Here is a 15,933-nt window from a genome sequence, read left to right on the forward strand (position 1 = left end):
GGACCCCGGTGCGCCGCGGCGGGCTCCCGGGGCTCCGTCGCCGTGGAATGTGACTGTCGTCGTTGAACATTTCTGCCAGGTCACCGGACCTTTGCCGGGCGCGAACATCGCGACCCCCGCGCGTCAACACCCCGTTTCGTGGTCCCCCGGGCGGGTGGACCGGGCAGGCCGGGCCGCCGCGCGGTGCACCATGACGCCATGGACCTGGCCCCCCTCGTCGAGGACCGCAGCCCTCGCGGCATCGCCGCGGCGGTCGCGCGCCTGGTGCGCGCGGGACAGCTGCAGCCCGGCGACCGCCTGCCCACCGTGCGCGAGCTGGGCGCGGCGCTCGGCGTGAGCCCCGCGACCGTGAGCGGCGCGTTCCAGGCGCTGGCCGCCGTGGGCCTCGTGGTCTCGCGGGGCCGCGCGGGGACGTTCGTCGTGCCGCCGCCCGCGGGCTGGCTGCCGCCGCGCTACCGCGAGCTGGCCGACGGCGCACCCGCGACGCGCGTCGACCTGTCCACCGGGACGCCGGACCCCGACCTGCTGCCGGCGCTCGGGCGCGCGCTCGTGCGCGTGGCCGGACGCGCACCGTCGGGCGCACCCGAGACGTACACGTCGGCGCCCGTCGTCCCCGAGCTCGAGGGTCTGCTGCGCGCGTCCTGGCCCTTCGCGCCCGAGCGGCTCACGGTGGTCGACGGTGCGATGGACGCGATCGGTCGCACGCTCGAGGTCGCCGCGAGCTTCGGCGACCGCGTCGCGGTCGAGGACCCCGGGTTCCCACCGCTGTACGACCTGGTGGACCAGCTGGGGCTCGAGCGCGTGCCGGTGCCGCTCGACCGGCACGGCATGACGGTCGACGGGCTCGACGCCGCGCTGCGGGCCGGCGCGACGGCGGTGGTGCTGCAGCCGCGCGCGCACAACCCCACGGGCGTGAGCCTGACCGCGACGCGCGCACGCGACCTCGCGGGCGTGGTGCGCCGGCACACCGCGGGCAGCGCGGGTCCCGCCGGCGGCGCGCAGGTGCGGTCCACACGCCGCATCGTCGTGATCGAGGACGACCATTCCGGTCAGATCGCGTCCTCGCGCGACGTCTCGCTGGGCGCGTGGCTCGCGACCGTGGTGCACGTGCGCTCGTACTCCAAGTCGCACGGGCCGGACCTGCGCATCGCCGCGGTGGGCGGGCCCGCCACCGAGCTCGACGCGCTCGTCGCACGCCGCATGCTCGGACCCGGCTGGACCAGCCGCCTGCTGCAGCACACGCTCGCGGACCTGCTCACGGACGCCGACGCGGTCGAACGCGTCGCGCACGCGCGGCGCGTCTACTTCGCACGCCAGCAGGCCCTCGGGGATGCGCTCGGCACGCACGGTGTCGCGGTCAGCCCCGGCGACGGCATCAACCTGTGGCTCCCGGTGCACGACGAGGCGACGGCGCTGGTCCGGCTCGCGGCCGCGGGCCTGCGCGTGGCGCCCGGCACGCCGTTCGCGGCGACACCCGACCCGCGCCCGCACCACGTGCGCGTCACGGTGAGCCCGCTGCGCGACGACGTCGAGCAGGTCGCGCACGCGCTCGCGCTCGCCGCGGCGCCCTGACCTGAGGGGTTGTTGCGTCGGTGCGGCCCGGTCCTTAGGGTGACCGGCGGAACCTGGTCGGTCGCTCGGCCGGGTCGCACCGTCCTCGACTGGGACGGTCCTCCGCGACGCGACGTGCGCCGAACCCCCTTCCCCCGCGCCCGACGGCGTGCGCGGCGCCGACCCCCCAGTCCCCGGAGGACCCATGCGCGCGCCCGCCCGCACCCGTCTGGCCCTGATCGGCCTGCTCACGCTGCCCGTCGCGGTCGTCGCGGCGTGCTCGTCGACCGACGGCCCCGCAGCCACGCCGTCGGCAGCCGCGTCGTCCGCGGCGACGTCGTCGACCGCGTCGCCGTCGGCCGCCGCCTACCCCGTGACGGTCGACAGCTGCGGCACCGAGGTGACGCTGACCGCCCCGCCCCGCCGCATCGTCACCATCAAGTCCTCGACCACCGAGATGGTCGCGGCGCTCGGTGCCGCCGACCGGCTCGTCGGGACCGCGTTCAGCGACGGACCGCCGCCCGCGGACCTCGCCGCCGCGCTCGCCGACGTGCCCGTCCTGTCCGACAAGGTGCCCGGCCAGGAGGCGCTGCTCGAGGTCGAGCCCGACTTCGTCTACGGCGGGTGGGAGTCGAACTTCTCCGCCGACGGCGCGGGTGAGCGGGACACGCTCGCGGGCTACGGCATCGGCACGTACGTCTCGCCCGCGGCGTGCAAGGAGCCCGGCTACCAGCCCGACCCGCTGACGTTCGAGGCGGTGTTCGACGAGATCCGCGAGGCCGGTGCGCTGCTGGGCGAGCCGGCCGCGGCGGAGCGCGTCGTCGCCGAGCAGCAGGCGACGCTCGACGCGGTCGAGCCGCTCGACGGCCCGAGCGTCGTGTGGTGGTCCTCGGGCGACGACACGCCCTACGTCGGCGCGGGCATCGGCGCACCGCAGATGATGCTCGACGCGGCCGGCCTGACCAACGTGTTCGCCGACGTGCACGACACCTGGACCTCGGCGGGCTGGGAGGAGATCGTCGCGGCCGACCCCGACGTGATCGTGCTGGTCGACGCGACGTGGAACAGCGCCGCGGACAAGAAGGCGACGCTCGCGGCGAACCCCGCGACCGCCGCGCTGGCCGCGGTGCAGCACGAGCGGTACGTCGTGGTCCCGTTCGCCGCGACCGAGGCGGGCGTGCGCAACGCGGACACGGTCGCCGACCTGGTGGCCCAGGTCACCGCGCTCGGGATCGGGGGCTGACCCGCCGCGTGCGCAGCGCACCGTCCCGTCCCCCCGCGCCCGGCGCCACGGACCCGCGCACGCGTCCGGCGCTGCGCCCGCCGCTGCCCGTGCTGCTCGGCACGGGCGCCGCGCTGCTCCTGGTGAGCCTCGTGGTCGCGGTCACGATCGGGCCCGCGGACCTCGGGGTCGCGCAGGTGGCACGCGTCGTCGGGCACCACCTGGGCCTCGTCGGGGACGTCCCGCCCCTGCACGACGCGATCGTGTGGAACCTGCGGCTGCCGCGCGTCCTGACCGCGGCAGCCGTGGGCGCGGGGCTCGCGGTCGCGGGCGCCGTGATGCAGTCGCTCACCCGCAACCCCCTGGCGGACCCGTACCTGCTCGGCCTGTCCTCGGGCGCGTCGCTCGGTGCGGTCGCGGTGCTGGTGGTCGGCGTCTCGCTGCTGCTGCCCGTCGCGGCGTTCACGGGTGCGCTGGCCGCGCTCGTCGCGACGCTCGCGCTCGCACGCACGGGCGGCTCGGTCACGCCCACGCGCGCCGTGCTGGCCGGGCTCGCGGTCTCGCAGCTCGCGGCCGCGGCCACGTCGTTCGTCATCTTCTGGACCGCGACGGGCGACTCCTACCGCGAGATCCTGTCCTGGCTCATGGGCTCGCTCGCGGGCGCGACGTGGCCGTCGGTGGGCATCGCGGGCGGTGCCGTGGTGCTCGTCGGCACGGTGCTCGTGGCCACCGCGACCCGCCTCGACGCGTTCGCGTTCGGCGACACCTCGGCCGCGGCGCTCGGCATCGACGTGGACCGCACGCGCTGGACGCTCATGACGCTGGTCGCGCTGCTCACGGGTGCGATGGTCGCGGTCAGCGGGGCCATCGGCTTCGTCGGCCTGGTCCTGCCGCACGCGGTCTCGGTGGTGACCGGACCCGCGCACCGGCGGCTCCTGCCCGTCGCGGCCCTGACCGGCGCAGTGTTCCTGGTCTGGGCGGACACGCTGGCGCGCACGCTGTTCGACCCGCGCGAGATCCCGGTCGGCATCGTCACCGCACTCGTCGGCGTGCCCGTGTTCGCGCTGCTGCTGCGCCGGGGACGGGGCACCGCATGGAGCTGAGCATCGCGGACGCGGGCGTGCGGCTGGGCGGCCGCTGGGTGGTCGACGGCATCGACGCGACTCCCCCACCGGGTGCGCTCACGGGGCTGCTCGGCCCGAACGGCGCCGGCAAGACCACGCTGCTGCGCCTGGTCGCGGGCCTGCTCCCGCCCGAACGTGGCGCGGTCCTGGTGCCCACGCCCGAGGGGCCGCGGCCGGTGCACACGCTGGACCGCCGGGCCCGTGCGCGCCGCGTGGCCCTCCTCGAGCAGGAGTCGCACGCATCGGTGCCGCTCACGGTGCGCGAGGTGGTCGCGCTCGGCCGGATCCCCTACCGCACGCTGTGGGGCTCGGACCCCGACGAGCGGGCGGTCGACCGTGCGCTCGACGCCGCCTCGGCCGCGCACCTGGCCGCCCGGTCCTGGGCGACGCTCTCGGGCGGCGAGCGTCAGCGCGTGCACGTGGCGCGCGCGCTCGCGCAGGAGCCCGAGCTGCTGCTGCTCGACGAGCCGACGAACCACCTGGACGTCGCCGCGCAGCTCTCGCTGCTCGCATTCGTGCGCGACCTGGGCGTCACGAGCGTCGCGGCGCTGCACGACCTCAACCTGGCCGCGGCGTTCTGCGCGCACGTGCTGGTGCTCTCGGACGGGCGCCTGGTCGCGGCCGGACCGCCCGCCGACGTCCTCACGCCCGAGCTGCTGGCCCGCGTGTACGGCGTCGACGCCGACGTCCTGGTCCACCCCCGGACCGGGCGCCCGGTGATCGCCCTGACGGGCCACGCCGACCCCCCTCTGCTCGGCCCACCACAGGAGGACGCGTGAACATCACCGTGCTGTCCGGAGGGGTCGGCGGCGCGCGGTTCACGCGCGGCCTGCTGGCCCTGCTGCGCGAGCGCCTGCCCGACGGTGCGGGCGGCACCACCGCGCACGTCACGGTCGTCGCGAACACGGGCGACGACCTGTGGCTGCACGGCGTGCGCGTCTGCCCGGACCTGGACACGCTCCTGTACACCCTGGGCGACGCGGTCCACGAGGAGCAGGGCTGGGGCCGCCGCGACGAGTCGCGCCGCGTGAGCGACGACCTGGCCGCATACGGGCTGGGCTGGGAGTGGTTCACGCTCGGCGACCTGGACCTGGCCACGCACCTGGCCCGCACCGAGCTGCTGCGCCGCGGGCTGCCGCTGTCCGCGGTCGTGGAACGCCTCGCGCAGCGCTGGCGGCCCGGGGTGCGGCTGCTGCCGATGACCGACCACGAGGTGGAGACGCACGTGCGCACGGCCGACGGGCTCCTGCACTTCGAGGAGTGGTGGGTGCGGCACCGCGCCGCCGTCCCCGCGCTCGGGTTCGAGCAGGTGGGCCTGGCGGGCTCGTCGCCCGCGCCCGGCGTGCTCGACGCGATCGCCGGGGCGGACGTCGTGGTGGTGCCGCCCTCGAACCCGGTGGTCAGCGTCGGCACCATCCTGGCCGTGCCCGGGGTCGGCGACGCGCTGCGCACGACGACGGCCCGCGTCGTCGGGGTCTCACCCGTGGTGGGCGGTGCGCCCGTGCGCGGCATGGCCGACGCGTGCCTGGCCGCGATCGGCGTCGAGACCAGCGCGCTCGCCGTCGCGCGGCACTACGGCCGGCGCGCGGCCGGTGGTGTGCTCGACGCGTGGCTGGTCGACACCGCCGACGCCGACGCCGTCGCTCCGCTGCGCGCCGAGGGCTGGGACGTGGCCGCGGCCGGGACGCTCATGCACGACGTGCCGACCACCGCGGGGATCGCAGCGCGTGCGCTCGCGCTCGTCGGCCTCACGCCCTGACGCCGGCCCAGCCGCCCACCAGCGCCGCCGTGTGCGGACCCGCCGCCCGCGGCGGCAGGTCGGCGGGCGTGTCCACGTCGTGCCGCAGCGTCGATCCCGCGGGCACGTCCAGCTCGACGTGACCCGCCGCGCGGTGCGCCGCGGCCGAACCGGTGCCGAACCGCGGCGCCAGCCGCGCATCGGCGCGCGCGGTCAGCAGCGTCGTGCCCGTGCCCTGCGCGTCGGCGACGAACGCCCGGGCGTGCCGGCCCGCGGCGCGCAGCGCGTCCGCGAGATCGGTCGGTGCCAGCGCGGGCAGGTCGCCCAGCAGCGCCGCGACACCCGCACCCGGCCACGCGTCGCGTGCCCGCTCCTCACCCGCGAGCACCGCGGCGTCCAGCGGCGGCACGTCGCCGGGCGCTGGCTCGTCGACCACGTGCGCGCCCAGCGCAGGGACGGCCGCGCGCAGCGCCTCGTCGGCGGTCACGACGAGCACGTCGCGCACCCCGCCGGCCGCGAGCGCGGCCCCGATCGTGTCGAGCGCCATCGCGCGGACCAGCTCGACGCGGTCCTCGGGTGGCAGCGCCCGGGCCAGGCGCGTCTTGCCCGCGCGCGCGTCCTTGACGGGCACGACCACCACCCACGCCACCCGACCGTCACGCGCCGTCATCCGACCATTCTCGCGTGCCCCCGCGGGCCGTCGTCGCGGGCGTCCGTGGCCCGCGCGAGCGCGCTGGGTCAGGATGGGCGCATGGGCCTCCAGATCGCCAACGAGCCGGCCGCCGACCAGGTGCTCGACGAGCACCCGTTCGCCGTGGTCGCGGGCATGATGCTCGACCAGAGCATTCGTTAACCACCGTCTATCACCGCAGGTCAGAGCGCTTCACCGTAGATCGGGGAACTCCGCATCGGCAGCCTCTACACCCTTGCCGACATGCTCAGAGTCCCAGCGACGACTTTGTTACCCGACGGCAGCCCCGTACCCGTCGATCCGGCTACGAGGTGAGACCGATCGGCGTCGGCGCGAGCACGGAGGTCACCATCTGGTCGGCTTTGACACCGCCCGCCACGATCAGACCGGCGGCCGACGTCTCCGTCTTGAGCAGTTCGGGCTGGGCCAGCCTCTTCAGCGCCTCGATGACGTCGACCGCCGGGAACCCCCGCCGGTCTTCGAGGTATCGCGCCACCTGTCGCGCGGCGGGCCGCGGAAGATCGACCTCCTTGGGGAGTTTGGCGTCAGCATGGATGAACGCTGTAACCACTTCCCACGCCATGTAGAAGATCTCAACAAATGCGCCGTCGTACGGCACCGGGCAGATGATGAGGCCCTTCCGGTCGTCCTTCCTAACAGCGTCGGAGCGGCCCTGGGAGGTGGGCACGAGACCTACGCGCAGACCGCGCGCTGGAGCGAGATCGATCTGGTTGATCTTCACGGATGTTCCAACCCACTTGTCGGAGTCGGAGTTACCAAGGAACAGATCGGCCTTCCACAGCCCGTCGATGCTCTGCGGCAGCCTAGAAGCCTTCCCCCGAGTTCGGAATGCGGTCGTAGCTGCCGCGATGTGTCGCTTGAGCAACGGCGGATGACCCACACGACCGGTCATCACTCGTGACTCCGATGTCAGCAAATCCGCGGCGGTGTCGATCAGAGACTGCTTCCCGCTCTTCTCCACGCCGAACAGGATCGAACTCTGATGGGATCCTGGGATCTTGCACAACTTGAGCGCATCCTCGACGCGCTCCTGGACCGAAGGTTCGCCTCTCTGGACAGCGTCATGAACTGCGTACTCAAAGCAGATTCCGGCGTCACCATCACCTGGCCGATGGTTCCGCGCGAGCAAGTACAGCGGGATCTTCTCGTAGCCTCCAAGAGCATCGGCCACCTCCCGCTTGAGCGAGTAGAGAACGCCATGAAGGATCGGACCTACCACGGCCGTGATGGCCGAGACCTCGTCTGCCACTGGGTTCAGTTGATGCTCTTCGCGAATCTCCACAACCTGGAGAGTAGCCAACCGGGCGTTCCGATAAACCCGCCACACGGAGGACGGCGCGCACTTCACCCGCCCGCCGGCGGGTCCGTCGGCCTCCGTCCGTTGCTGTCAAGCGGGTGCAACCGGTGCGGGATGGGAGGATGACCGAGCGTCTCTGGCTCACGGGCGACCCCGATGCCGACCAACTGCTGACCGACGACTTCTTCGCACTCGCGCTCGCGATGCTGCTGGACCAGCAGTACCCGATGGAGCACGCGTTCCGAGGCGGGTGGAAGGTGCTGAGCCGGTTCGGCTCGCTCGACCCGGCCGCGATCGCGGCAGCGGACCCGCAGGAGTTCACCGCGCTGTGCAGCACGCCCCCGGCGATCCACCGCTTCCCCGGCTCGATGGCGCGCCGCCTGCAGGAGCTCGCGGCACTGGTGGTCGAACGGTACGACGGCGACGTGACCCGCCTGTGGACCGAGCCGACGACGGGCGCGGAGCTGTTCGCGCGCGTCCAGGAGCTGCCCGGCTTCGGCCGGCAGAAGGCCCAGATCTTCGTCGCGCTGCTCGCCAAGCAGCTCGGGGTGCGGCCCGCGGGCTGGGAGGCCGTCGCGGGCGACTACGCGCTCGACGGGTACCGGTCGGTCGCGGACGTGGTGGACGGGGACTCGCTGCGCAGGGTCCGGGAGTTCAAGCAGGCGAAGAAGGCGGCCGCGAAGCGGGCCTGAGCCTCACGGCAGGGCGGACTTGGCCGCGAGCACGCGCGTGAACGCCGCGTCCACCTTGGCCGCGAACTGCGGGTCGACGCGCGCCTGGTGCACCACGGCCCCGACCATCTCCGGGGCGACCTGCGGGACCTTCGAGACCAGGACGAGGTCCACGCCCGCGTCGATCGCCGCGATCGCGCGGTCCGCGGGCGACCACTGCTGCACCTGCTCGGCGCCCGAGAGGTCGTCGGTGATCACCAGCCCGTCGAACCCGAGGCGCTCGCGCAGCAGCCCGCCGACGACCGCCGGTGAGAACGCCGCGGGCGCGGACGGGTCGATCTGCGTGTAGATCGCCGTGGAGACCATGACGCACGTGGCGCCCGCAGCGATGCCGTCGGCGAACACCCGGATCTGCGCGCCGTCGCTCGTCGTGACGTCGTCCGTCACGCCCGCGGTGGTGTCGGTGTCGGCGGTCACCGCGCCGAGGCCCGGGAAGTGCTTGATCGCGACCGCGACCCCGGAGTCGCGCAGGCCCGCGGCGAACGCGTTCGCGTGCGAGGTCACCGACCGGGGCGTGGTGCCGTAGTTCCGGTCGAGCGCACCGACCGGTGGGTTGTCGGCCTCAGTGCCCGCGGCGACCAGGTCCATCACGGGGGCGAGGTCCAGGTTCACGCCCACCGCCGCGAGCTCGCTCCCCCACGCGGTCGCCTGCTCGCGCAGGTCGGCAGGATCCCACGTCGCCTGCTCCGTGGCGGCCGGGATGTCCGAGAACCCCGGGCCGCGCAGCACCTGCACGCGGCCGCCCTCCTGGTCGGTCGCCACCAGCATGGGCCGGCCGTGCGTGGTCTCAGCGCCGACGAGCGACGTGTGGCGCTCGACGAGCGTGCGCACGTCGGCGGCGCCCGCGGTGCTGCGGCCGTGCAGGAACAGGTTGCCCACGTGGTCCTGCACGATCGCGCGGCGGCTCACGGGATCGGGCTCGGTCACGTCCACACCGACCATGAAGAGCTGGCCGACCTTCTGCTCGAGCGTCCACGCGTCACCCGCGGGCGTGGGCGTGGGCGTGGGCGACGGCGCGGGCACCGGCGTCGGGCTCGCCGTGGTGCGGGCGCTCGTGGACGGGGTGGGCGCGGCGGACCGGTCGGCGTCGCGTGCCAGCACCAGCGCGGCCACGGTCACCGCCGCCGCGACCAGCACGACCGCGACGGCCAGGAGCACGCGCTCTGTTCGGCTCACGCGCCCCATCGTGGTGCAGCCACCCCTCCGACGCGCGCGCTCACGAGCGCCTCGTCCCCGTCACCGGTCCGGGGCGTCCTGCGGGCGGTCGAGCGCGTCCTTCCACCCCTGGGCGTACGCCTCGGCGCTGCCCTGACTGAACATGTCCTGCGCGCCGAGCCGCACCAGCGTGCGGGCGCCCGGTCCGTCGTCGTCCAGCACGTGGCTCGCGAGCCCGCGCACCACCGCGACGGGACGCCCCGACGCCTTGCCCTTGACGAGCTCGGCCGCGGCCGCGACCTCGTCGCCCACCGCCGTGACGGTCATCGTCAGGGGCCGGCCCTGCGTGTCGTGCGCGCCGCGCAGGTCCTCGAGCACCCGGACGCCCGCGGCGCCGATCGTGATGTCCGTGACGCCGTCCCGCCACGGCCGGCCCGCGGTGTCCGTGACCAGCACGCCGATCCGCACACCGCACGCGGCCCCGACGCCCGCGCGCAGCGCCCGCGCGCTCGCATCCGGGTCGAGCGGCAGCAGCAGCACGGTGCCGACGGGCGTGTTGCTCGCATCCACCCCCGCCGCGGCCATGACCAGGCCCAGCCGGTTCTCCACGATGCGCGTCACGCCGCCGGCGTGCTCACGCGTGGCCACCACGCGCACGGTCTCGTCGGTGATCGCCTGCTCGCGGTCGTCGGCGGCGACCACGCGTCCCTCCGCCTTGGACACGATCTTGGACGTCACGACGAGGATGTCGCCGTCCCGCAGCGCGCGGTCCGGGTGCGCGGCGGCGTCGTCGCGCAGCAGCCCGACGAGCAGGGCCACGAGGTCGTCGCCCGGCACCACCTCCGGCAGCCCGGCGGGTGCCCAGACGCGGAGGTCGCCGGGCGCGTCGGACGTCGGCGCAGGGCTCATCGCACCAGCTTCGGCAGCACCTGCGCGCCGAACGTCTCGATCCACTCGCGCTGGTTGCGCCCCACGTTGTGCAGGTAGATGCGGTCGAACCCGAGGTCCACGTACTTCTGGATCTCCGCGCGGTGCACGTCGGGGTCGGCGGAGATCACCATGCGACCCTCGAAGTCCTCGGGCCGGACCAGCTTGGCCATCTGCTCGAACTCGAACGGCGAGCGGATGTCACCCTTGGGGAACTTCATGCCACCGTTGGGCCACTCGTGCATCGCGTTGGCGAGCGCCTCCTCGTCCGTGGGCGCCCAGGACAGGTGCAGCTGCAGCACCTTCGGGAGGTCCTCGGGGTTGCGGCCCGACTCGCGCACGCCGTCGTGGAAGCGGCCGAACAGCCCCTCGATCTTCTCGAGCGGCGCACCCACCGTGATGAGCCCGTCCGCGTGCCGGCCCGCCCGCTTGGCCGTGATCGGGCCCGCGGTCGCCACCAGGATGGGCGGCGCCTGCTCGGGCATCGTCCACAGGCGCGTGGACTCGAGCTTGTAGAAGTCACCCGAGTGCTTGACGTCCTTGCCCGCGAGCGACGCCGAGAACAGCTTCTTGATGATGTCGATCGCCTCGAACATGCGGTTGATCCGCTCGGGCGCCTCGGGCCAGTACTGCGCGGTGATGTGCTCGTTGAGCGCCTCGCCCGAGCCGAGCCCGAGCCAGTGCCGCCCCGGGTACATGGCCGCGAGCGTCGCGCTGGCCTGCGCGACCATCGCCGGGTGCCAGCGGAACGTCGGAGCGGTGACGCCCGGACCCATGTCGCCCACGGTCCGCTCGCCCACCGCGCTGAGCACGTTCCACACGAAGCTCGACTGCCCCTGCGCGGGGACCCACGGCTGGAAGTGGTCGGCGGCCATGACGCCGGAGAAGCCGTGCTCCTCCGCGTAAGCCGACAGCGCGACCGCCTCCGTCGGGTGGAACTGCTCGAGCATCGCCGCGTAGCCGACCGTCAGTCCGCTCGCCGTCACACCGGTCACGTCGCCCTCGTCCTCGTCTCGCCGTCCCGCGGCTCATCCGCCGGCTCGTCGGGCCCGTGCAGACCCGTCACGCGACCCTAACCCCGCGACATGACACCCACGTTTCCCCACCCACCCCCGACCTGGTACCTATCCGCCAGGTCGCCGACAAGACGGACACCCCCCACCGCCGAACTGGTACCTATCCGCCAGGTCGGCGGCATCGGCGGGGGGTCAGGGGTGCGTGGCGAGGGCGGGCTCGGGGTCCGTCGTCACGGGGGTGGGCGCGGCCTCGGCCGCGGCGCCCGCACGCACCAGCGCCACTCCCCCGACGACGAGCAGCGCGCCGGCCACCTGCACCGCGGTGGGCGCCTCGGCGAGCAGCAGCCACGCCAGGAGCACCGCGAACAGCACCTCGGTCAGAGCCAGGAAGGATGCGATCCGCTCCCCGAGCAGGCGCACCGACACGGCGCTGACCCCGTAGGCGAACGCGGTCGGCACCACGGCCACGACCGCGAGCGGCACGGCCCAGTGGACGTGCGCGCCCAGCAGGTCCACGCGGACGTCGGGCGCGTGGAGCGGAAGCACCCCGAGCACCACGCACACGCCGACGGTCAACGCGCCGACGACCATCGCGGACCCGGCCAGGGCGACGGGCGGCAGCGCGATGGGGCGTGCGGTGAGCGCGAAGTACGCGGCGTTCCCGACGGCCGAGGCGAGCGCGAACGCCAGGCCGAGCGGGTCCAGCGCGAGGTCCCCGGTCACGTCGAGCACCAGGACGAGTCCGCCCATGGCGAGCGCCGCGCCGACGAGCGTCGCGCGCGACGGCGTGCGCCGGGTCCTCACCCACGCCCACGCGAGCAGCAGCAGGGGCCCGGTGTACTCGATCAGCAGCGCGACCGCGACGGGCAGCCGGTCCACGGCCAGGTAGTACAGCGTCGACGCCCCGGCGACACCCAGCAGGCCGAGCGCGACGACGCTGCGCCAGTCGGTGCGCAGCAACTCCCACCGCCCGCGCAGCGTGATCGCGGCCGGGAGCGCGAGCAGCAGCGCTCCGAAGGACAGCCGCACCAGGATCGCCGCACCCGGGCTCCACCCGGCGGCGAGCAGCGGCTTGACCACGGGCCCGCTCACGGCGAACGCCAGCGCGGACACGAGCCCCGCGACCACACCGACGCTGCGCGCGCGCGTACCGTGCACGACTGGCTCCCGTTCCGGCGTCCTGCGACGCATCGCTCCCTCAGGTGCGCCGGCCCGGCGCGCCGCGGCGGACGGGTCCGGGATCACCGGATGTCAGGCGTCAACCGCTCATATGCTCGTGACAGTAGGCCCTCGCAACGACAGGAGTCAACGTGGTCTTCGCTCGTGACACCGAGGCCAACCTGCTGGCCGCCGCGGAGCTGGTCAACACCGCGCTGCGCCGCGACGGTCACGACGCGCTGACCACGCCCGCCGAGCTCGACGCGTTCTACGTCCGCTGGGGCTACTCGGTGCGGCACGACGGCGACGACGCCGAGCTCGCGGAGGTCCGTGCGGCCCGTACGCGCCTGCAGCGCCTGTGGGGCGTGGACCGCGACGAGGCGGCGGGCCTGGTCAACGCGATCCTGCGCGAGGCCGACGCGGTCCCGTTCCTCACCCGGCACGACGCGCTCGACTGGCACCTGCACGCGACCGCGCCGGGCGCACCGCTCGCGACCGTCGTGCTGGTCGAGACCGCGATGGGCGTCGCGGACGTGGTCCGGTCCGACGAGTACGCGCGCATGAAGCGGTGCGAGGGTGACGACTGCGACGCGGTGCTCGTCGACCTCTCGCGCAACAGGTCCAAGCGGTTCTGCGACGTCAACAACTGCGGCAACCGCGCGAACGTCGCGGCCTACCGCGCACGCCGGGCGGACGCGCAGACCGGCTGACCGCGGGGCCACCTCATCCCGCGGGCACCACCACGGCCCACGGCGTGTCCCACCCGCCGGCCCGGAACGATCCCTCGACGAACTGCTCGCGCGTGATGGTCAGCCGCACCCCGCGGCCCGGCTCGTACACGTCGACCGCCGCGTCGGCGTGCGCGTACACCAGCACCACGTGCCGCGGCATGCCCGCGTCGCCGACGTACAGCACCGCGGGGGCACCGTCGTCGGTCGCCGCGACGAGCCGCGCGAACGCCGCCGCCCGGTCCGCTCCCGACCGCGGGTCCACCAGGTCGACGCCGTACCCCGCACCACCGGGCGGCGCGAGCGCGGACAGCTCCTCCGCGGCGGCCCACGGCGACGTGCCGAGGAACGGCGGCCAGGGCGCGGAGACATTCGTCGGCGACCACGCGGCGGCCGTGTCCTTGCGCGGGTCGTCGGTACGGCGCTTGGTCGCGGCCTCGAGCGCCCGGAACCGCGCCGCCACGGCGTCGGACGGCAGCACCGCATCGCGCGGCGGTCCCGCCTCGGCCGACGACGCCGCACCGACCGACGGCCCCCCACCGAGAGCCGCGCCCGCGACCCCGGCTCCGGCCGCGCCGTCGGCCGCGTCGAACCCGGTCAGCACGTGCAGCGCGGCGACGGGGTCGCGCAGCAGCCGCGCGAGCACCAGCGACGACGAGCCGCACGTGGTGCCGGTCGACTGCCGGAACGGCCCGTCCGGCCGCAGGGCGCGCTCGGGGTCCAGCACCTGGTCCGGGTCGGACGTGGACGCGATCCGGACGGCGAACCGCCGCACGGTCGCCGCGTCGTGCCCCGCGGCCAGCGCGGCGAGCACCCAGGCGCGGTGCCGCGCGGTCGGTGCCTCGGCGAGGAGGTCGTCGAGCGCGCTGCGGTCGGCGGCGGGGAGCGCACGTGCCGCGGCCCGGGCCCGCACCAGCACGCCGCCGACCCACGGCCGACGGCCCGAACCCGGCTCGTGCTGCCCGACCGCGTCGAGCGCACGCATCCCGGGAGCGGCGCCGTCCGGGAACGGCATCGCCGCGCGCACCTGCGCGAGCTCGGCGGCGCACGTGCGCTCGGCCTGCTCCGCCCGGTCCCACGCCTCGGTCGCGCCCGCGATCGCCGCGCGCAGGTGACGGACCACGTCGTCGACCTGGTCGAGCTCTCCGGGATGGCGCGGGACGTCGTCCTTGGCGCGCGCCAGCTCGGCGAGCGCGTCGTCGTGCGCCCGGTGGGCGGTGTCCAGCTCGCGCGCGTGCGCCTGCAAAGCGTCCGCACCCCGCTGCGCCGCGACGCTCGCGGCACCGAGCCGGACGTCGAGCAGGGCCGCGGTCGCGTCGAACGCCACCGCCGCGGTCCCGCGCCACACCCGCCGGCGCTCGGCGCGCACGTCCTGGACGTCGGCACGCGCCGCCGCGAGCGCGAGCGCGAGCGTGCGCCATGCGCCCGCGGCGTGGCCGAGCGCGGCGGGGTCGCCCGGTGGGCGGTGCGCGAGCTCACGGCGCGTCTGGTCGACGAGGCCCGCTGCCGTGCGCACGTTCGTCGCGAGCTCGAGCGGGTTGAGCGAGAACCCGGCGTCGTCGACGCGGGCGAGCAGTCCCCACAGGCCGCGCACCGCGGCCTGGCCCCGCGCGCTCACGGCTGGACCCCGCCCGGCGTCGGTGCCACGCCGTCGTCGCCCGCCGGTGCCGCCGACGCGTCGACGTCGTCCGCGGCCTCCGCCAGGGCGGCGACGGCGACGTCCAGCCCGCGCGTCCACCTCTCGACCAGCACCGCGTGCTCGGTCTCCACCGGTGCCACGGCACCGCCTGCCGCCACGGCGTGCGCACCGCGCGCCGCGTCCAGCGCGAGACCCGTGCGCCGCAGCCGTTCGGCGATCACCGGCAGTGGACCGGCCGGGACCGGTGTCCCCTCGTGCTCCGTCACAGCCCGCCCCTTCGCGTCCGCTCTGTCCGGACCTGTCATGGTGCCAGGCCCGTGCGCGCCGACCAGGCGCGGAGACCGTAGGCGTGAACTCGCCCGCGACGGCCCGTGCGCGTGCGACGATCGCGCCGCCGGACCGCCCGGCGCCGTCCCGCCTCAAGGAAGAGCATCGATGACCCCCCTCGAATACCGCGCCGCCGTCGAGTCCCGCATGGTGGCGGCGGGCTACCAGATCCAGCAGTCGGACGCCTACGGCCTGATCGGGTACCGCAAGGAGTTCAAGCTCCGCTGGATGGCCTCGACGCTCCACCTGCTCGTGCACGTCACCGCGGTCCCGCAGGTGACGGGCCAGGGCCTGATGGAGCACACCCAGGCCGCGCTCGAGCACGCCAAGGCGACGCGGGGCGAGATGCGCGGGCTCCAGTCCGGCGTCGCGGTCATCACGGCCGCCGTCGGCGAGACCGCGGACGAGGCCGCGCACGACTACGCACGGCGCGAGATCGTCAAGGGGTTCGCCGCGTTCGCGTGGCCCACGGTCGTGGACCTCGGGGCGGGTGTGCGCACCAGCCACGTCGGGCGGCCGGTGATCGGTGCGGTGTTCACGCCGTGGATGCGGCAGCAGATCGAGACGGTCCTGCCGCAGCCGGGCGAGCTCTGAGCGACCGGACCCCG

16 protein-coding genes are annotated in these 15,933 nt (G+C 74.9%); 8 read left to right on the plus strand and 8 right to left on the minus strand.

Annotated features, from left to right (window positions below; all coding sequences use genetic code 11):
* Positions 1 to 198: 198 nt before the first annotated feature.
* The 5 genes from CELGI_RS10825 (at position 199) to cofD (ending at position 5,656) form a co-directional block, all read left to right on the plus strand.
* Positions 199 to 1,572, plus strand: coding sequence for an aminotransferase class I/II-fold pyridoxal phosphate-dependent enzyme (locus tag CELGI_RS10825; RefSeq protein WP_013884165.1), 1,374 nt, complete (start codon positions 199 to 201; stop codon positions 1,570 to 1,572).
* A gap of 184 nt (positions 1,573 to 1,756) precedes the next feature.
* Complete coding sequence (locus tag CELGI_RS10830; RefSeq protein ID WP_013884166.1) at positions 1,757 to 2,794, plus strand: putative F420-0 ABC transporter substrate-binding protein; 1,038 nt, start codon at positions 1,757 to 1,759, stop codon at positions 2,792 to 2,794.
* An 8-nt stretch (positions 2,795 to 2,802) separates the two neighbouring features.
* Positions 2,803 to 3,876, plus strand: a complete 1,074-nt coding sequence (locus CELGI_RS10835) for a putative F420-0 ABC transporter permease subunit (protein WP_013884167.1) — start codon at positions 2,803 to 2,805, stop codon at positions 3,874 to 3,876.
* Entirely contained in the window at positions 3,867 to 4,676 is an 810-nt protein-coding gene (locus tag CELGI_RS10840) for a putative F420-0 ABC transporter ATP-binding protein (RefSeq protein WP_013884168.1), read from the plus strand. Before CELGI_RS10835 ends, CELGI_RS10840 begins: the two co-directional genes overlap by 10 nt.
* On the plus strand, positions 4,673 to 5,656 hold the full coding sequence (cofD, locus tag CELGI_RS10845) for a 2-phospho-L-lactate transferase (protein ID WP_013884169.1): 984 nt from the start codon (positions 4,673 to 4,675) through the stop codon (positions 5,654 to 5,656). Before CELGI_RS10840 ends, cofD begins: the two co-directional genes overlap by 4 nt.
* Here the strand turns inward: cofD and cofC are convergent.
* Complete coding sequence (gene cofC / locus CELGI_RS10850) at positions 5,646 to 6,305, minus strand: 2-phospho-L-lactate guanylyltransferase (protein ID WP_013884170.1); 660 nt, start codon at positions 6,303 to 6,305, stop codon at positions 5,646 to 5,648. The genes cofD and cofC overlap by 11 nt on opposite strands.
* A 325-nt stretch (positions 6,306 to 6,630) precedes the next feature.
* The gene (locus CELGI_RS10855; RefSeq protein WP_041574177.1) at positions 6,631 to 7,629 is read right to left on the minus strand and encodes a hypothetical protein; all 999 of its coding nucleotides are present in this window, start codon (positions 7,627 to 7,629) and stop codon (positions 6,631 to 6,633) included.
* A gap of 137 nt (positions 7,630 to 7,766) precedes the next feature.
* On the opposite strand from CELGI_RS10855, the gene CELGI_RS10860 reads away from it, so the two are divergent.
* Positions 7,767 to 8,336 (plus strand): HhH-GPD-type base excision DNA repair protein, encoded by a 570-nt coding sequence (locus CELGI_RS10860; protein WP_013884173.1) that lies wholly within the window; start codon positions 7,767 to 7,769, stop codon positions 8,334 to 8,336.
* Between the two features lie 3 nt (positions 8,337 to 8,339).
* Here the strand turns inward: CELGI_RS10860 and CELGI_RS10865 are convergent, their stop codons facing one another.
* The 4 genes from CELGI_RS10865 to CELGI_RS10880 form a co-directional block, all read right to left on the minus strand.
* Positions 8,340 to 9,560, minus strand: a complete 1,221-nt coding sequence (locus tag CELGI_RS10865; RefSeq protein WP_013884174.1) for a glycoside hydrolase family 3 N-terminal domain-containing protein — start codon at positions 9,558 to 9,560, stop codon at positions 8,340 to 8,342.
* A 51-nt stretch (positions 9,561 to 9,611) separates the two neighbouring features.
* Positions 9,612 to 10,439 (minus strand): coenzyme F420-0:L-glutamate ligase, encoded by an 828-nt coding sequence (gene cofE, locus CELGI_RS10870; RefSeq protein WP_013884175.1) that lies wholly within the window; start codon positions 10,437 to 10,439, stop codon positions 9,612 to 9,614.
* Positions 10,436 to 11,407, minus strand: a complete 972-nt coding sequence (locus CELGI_RS10875) for a TIGR03557 family F420-dependent LLM class oxidoreductase (protein WP_041574661.1) — start codon at positions 11,405 to 11,407, stop codon at positions 10,436 to 10,438. The genes cofE and CELGI_RS10875 overlap by 4 nt, the downstream gene beginning before the upstream one ends.
* 258 nt (positions 11,408 to 11,665) lie before the next feature.
* Positions 11,666 to 12,631, minus strand: a complete 966-nt coding sequence (locus CELGI_RS10880; protein ID WP_013884177.1) for an EamA family transporter — start codon at positions 12,629 to 12,631, stop codon at positions 11,666 to 11,668.
* 152 nt (positions 12,632 to 12,783) lie between these two features.
* Between CELGI_RS10880 and CELGI_RS10885 the strand changes: the two genes are divergently transcribed.
* Positions 12,784 to 13,341 carry a CGNR zinc finger domain-containing protein gene (locus CELGI_RS10885; RefSeq protein WP_013884178.1) on the plus strand — a complete coding sequence of 186 codons (558 nt, stop codon included), beginning with the start codon at positions 12,784 to 12,786 and terminating at the stop codon, positions 13,339 to 13,341.
* A gap of 13 nt (positions 13,342 to 13,354) precedes the next feature.
* On the opposite strand, the gene CELGI_RS16535 is transcribed toward CELGI_RS10885, so the two are convergent.
* Both CELGI_RS16535 and CELGI_RS10895 read right to left on the minus strand, forming a co-directional pair.
* The gene (locus CELGI_RS16535; RefSeq protein WP_013884179.1) at positions 13,355 to 14,977 is read right to left on the minus strand and encodes a hypothetical protein; all 1,623 of its coding nucleotides are present in this window, start codon (positions 14,975 to 14,977) and stop codon (positions 13,355 to 13,357) included.
* Entirely contained in the window at positions 14,974 to 15,264 is a 291-nt protein-coding gene (locus CELGI_RS10895) for a hypothetical protein (RefSeq protein ID WP_041574178.1), read from the minus strand. Before CELGI_RS10895 ends, CELGI_RS16535 begins: the two co-directional genes overlap by 4 nt.
* A 169-nt stretch (positions 15,265 to 15,433) precedes the next feature.
* On the opposite strand from CELGI_RS10895, the gene CELGI_RS10900 reads away from it, so the two are divergent.
* Positions 15,434 to 15,919, plus strand: a complete 486-nt coding sequence (locus CELGI_RS10900) for a hypothetical protein (RefSeq protein ID WP_013884181.1) — start codon at positions 15,434 to 15,436, stop codon at positions 15,917 to 15,919.
* Positions 15,920 to 15,933: the final 14 nt, after the last annotated feature.

It is taken from the genome of Cellulomonas gilvus ATCC 13127 (genome assembly GCF_000218545.1).
GTDB classification, from domain to species: domain Bacteria; phylum Actinomycetota; class Actinomycetes; order Actinomycetales; family Cellulomonadaceae; genus Cellulomonas; species Cellulomonas gilvus.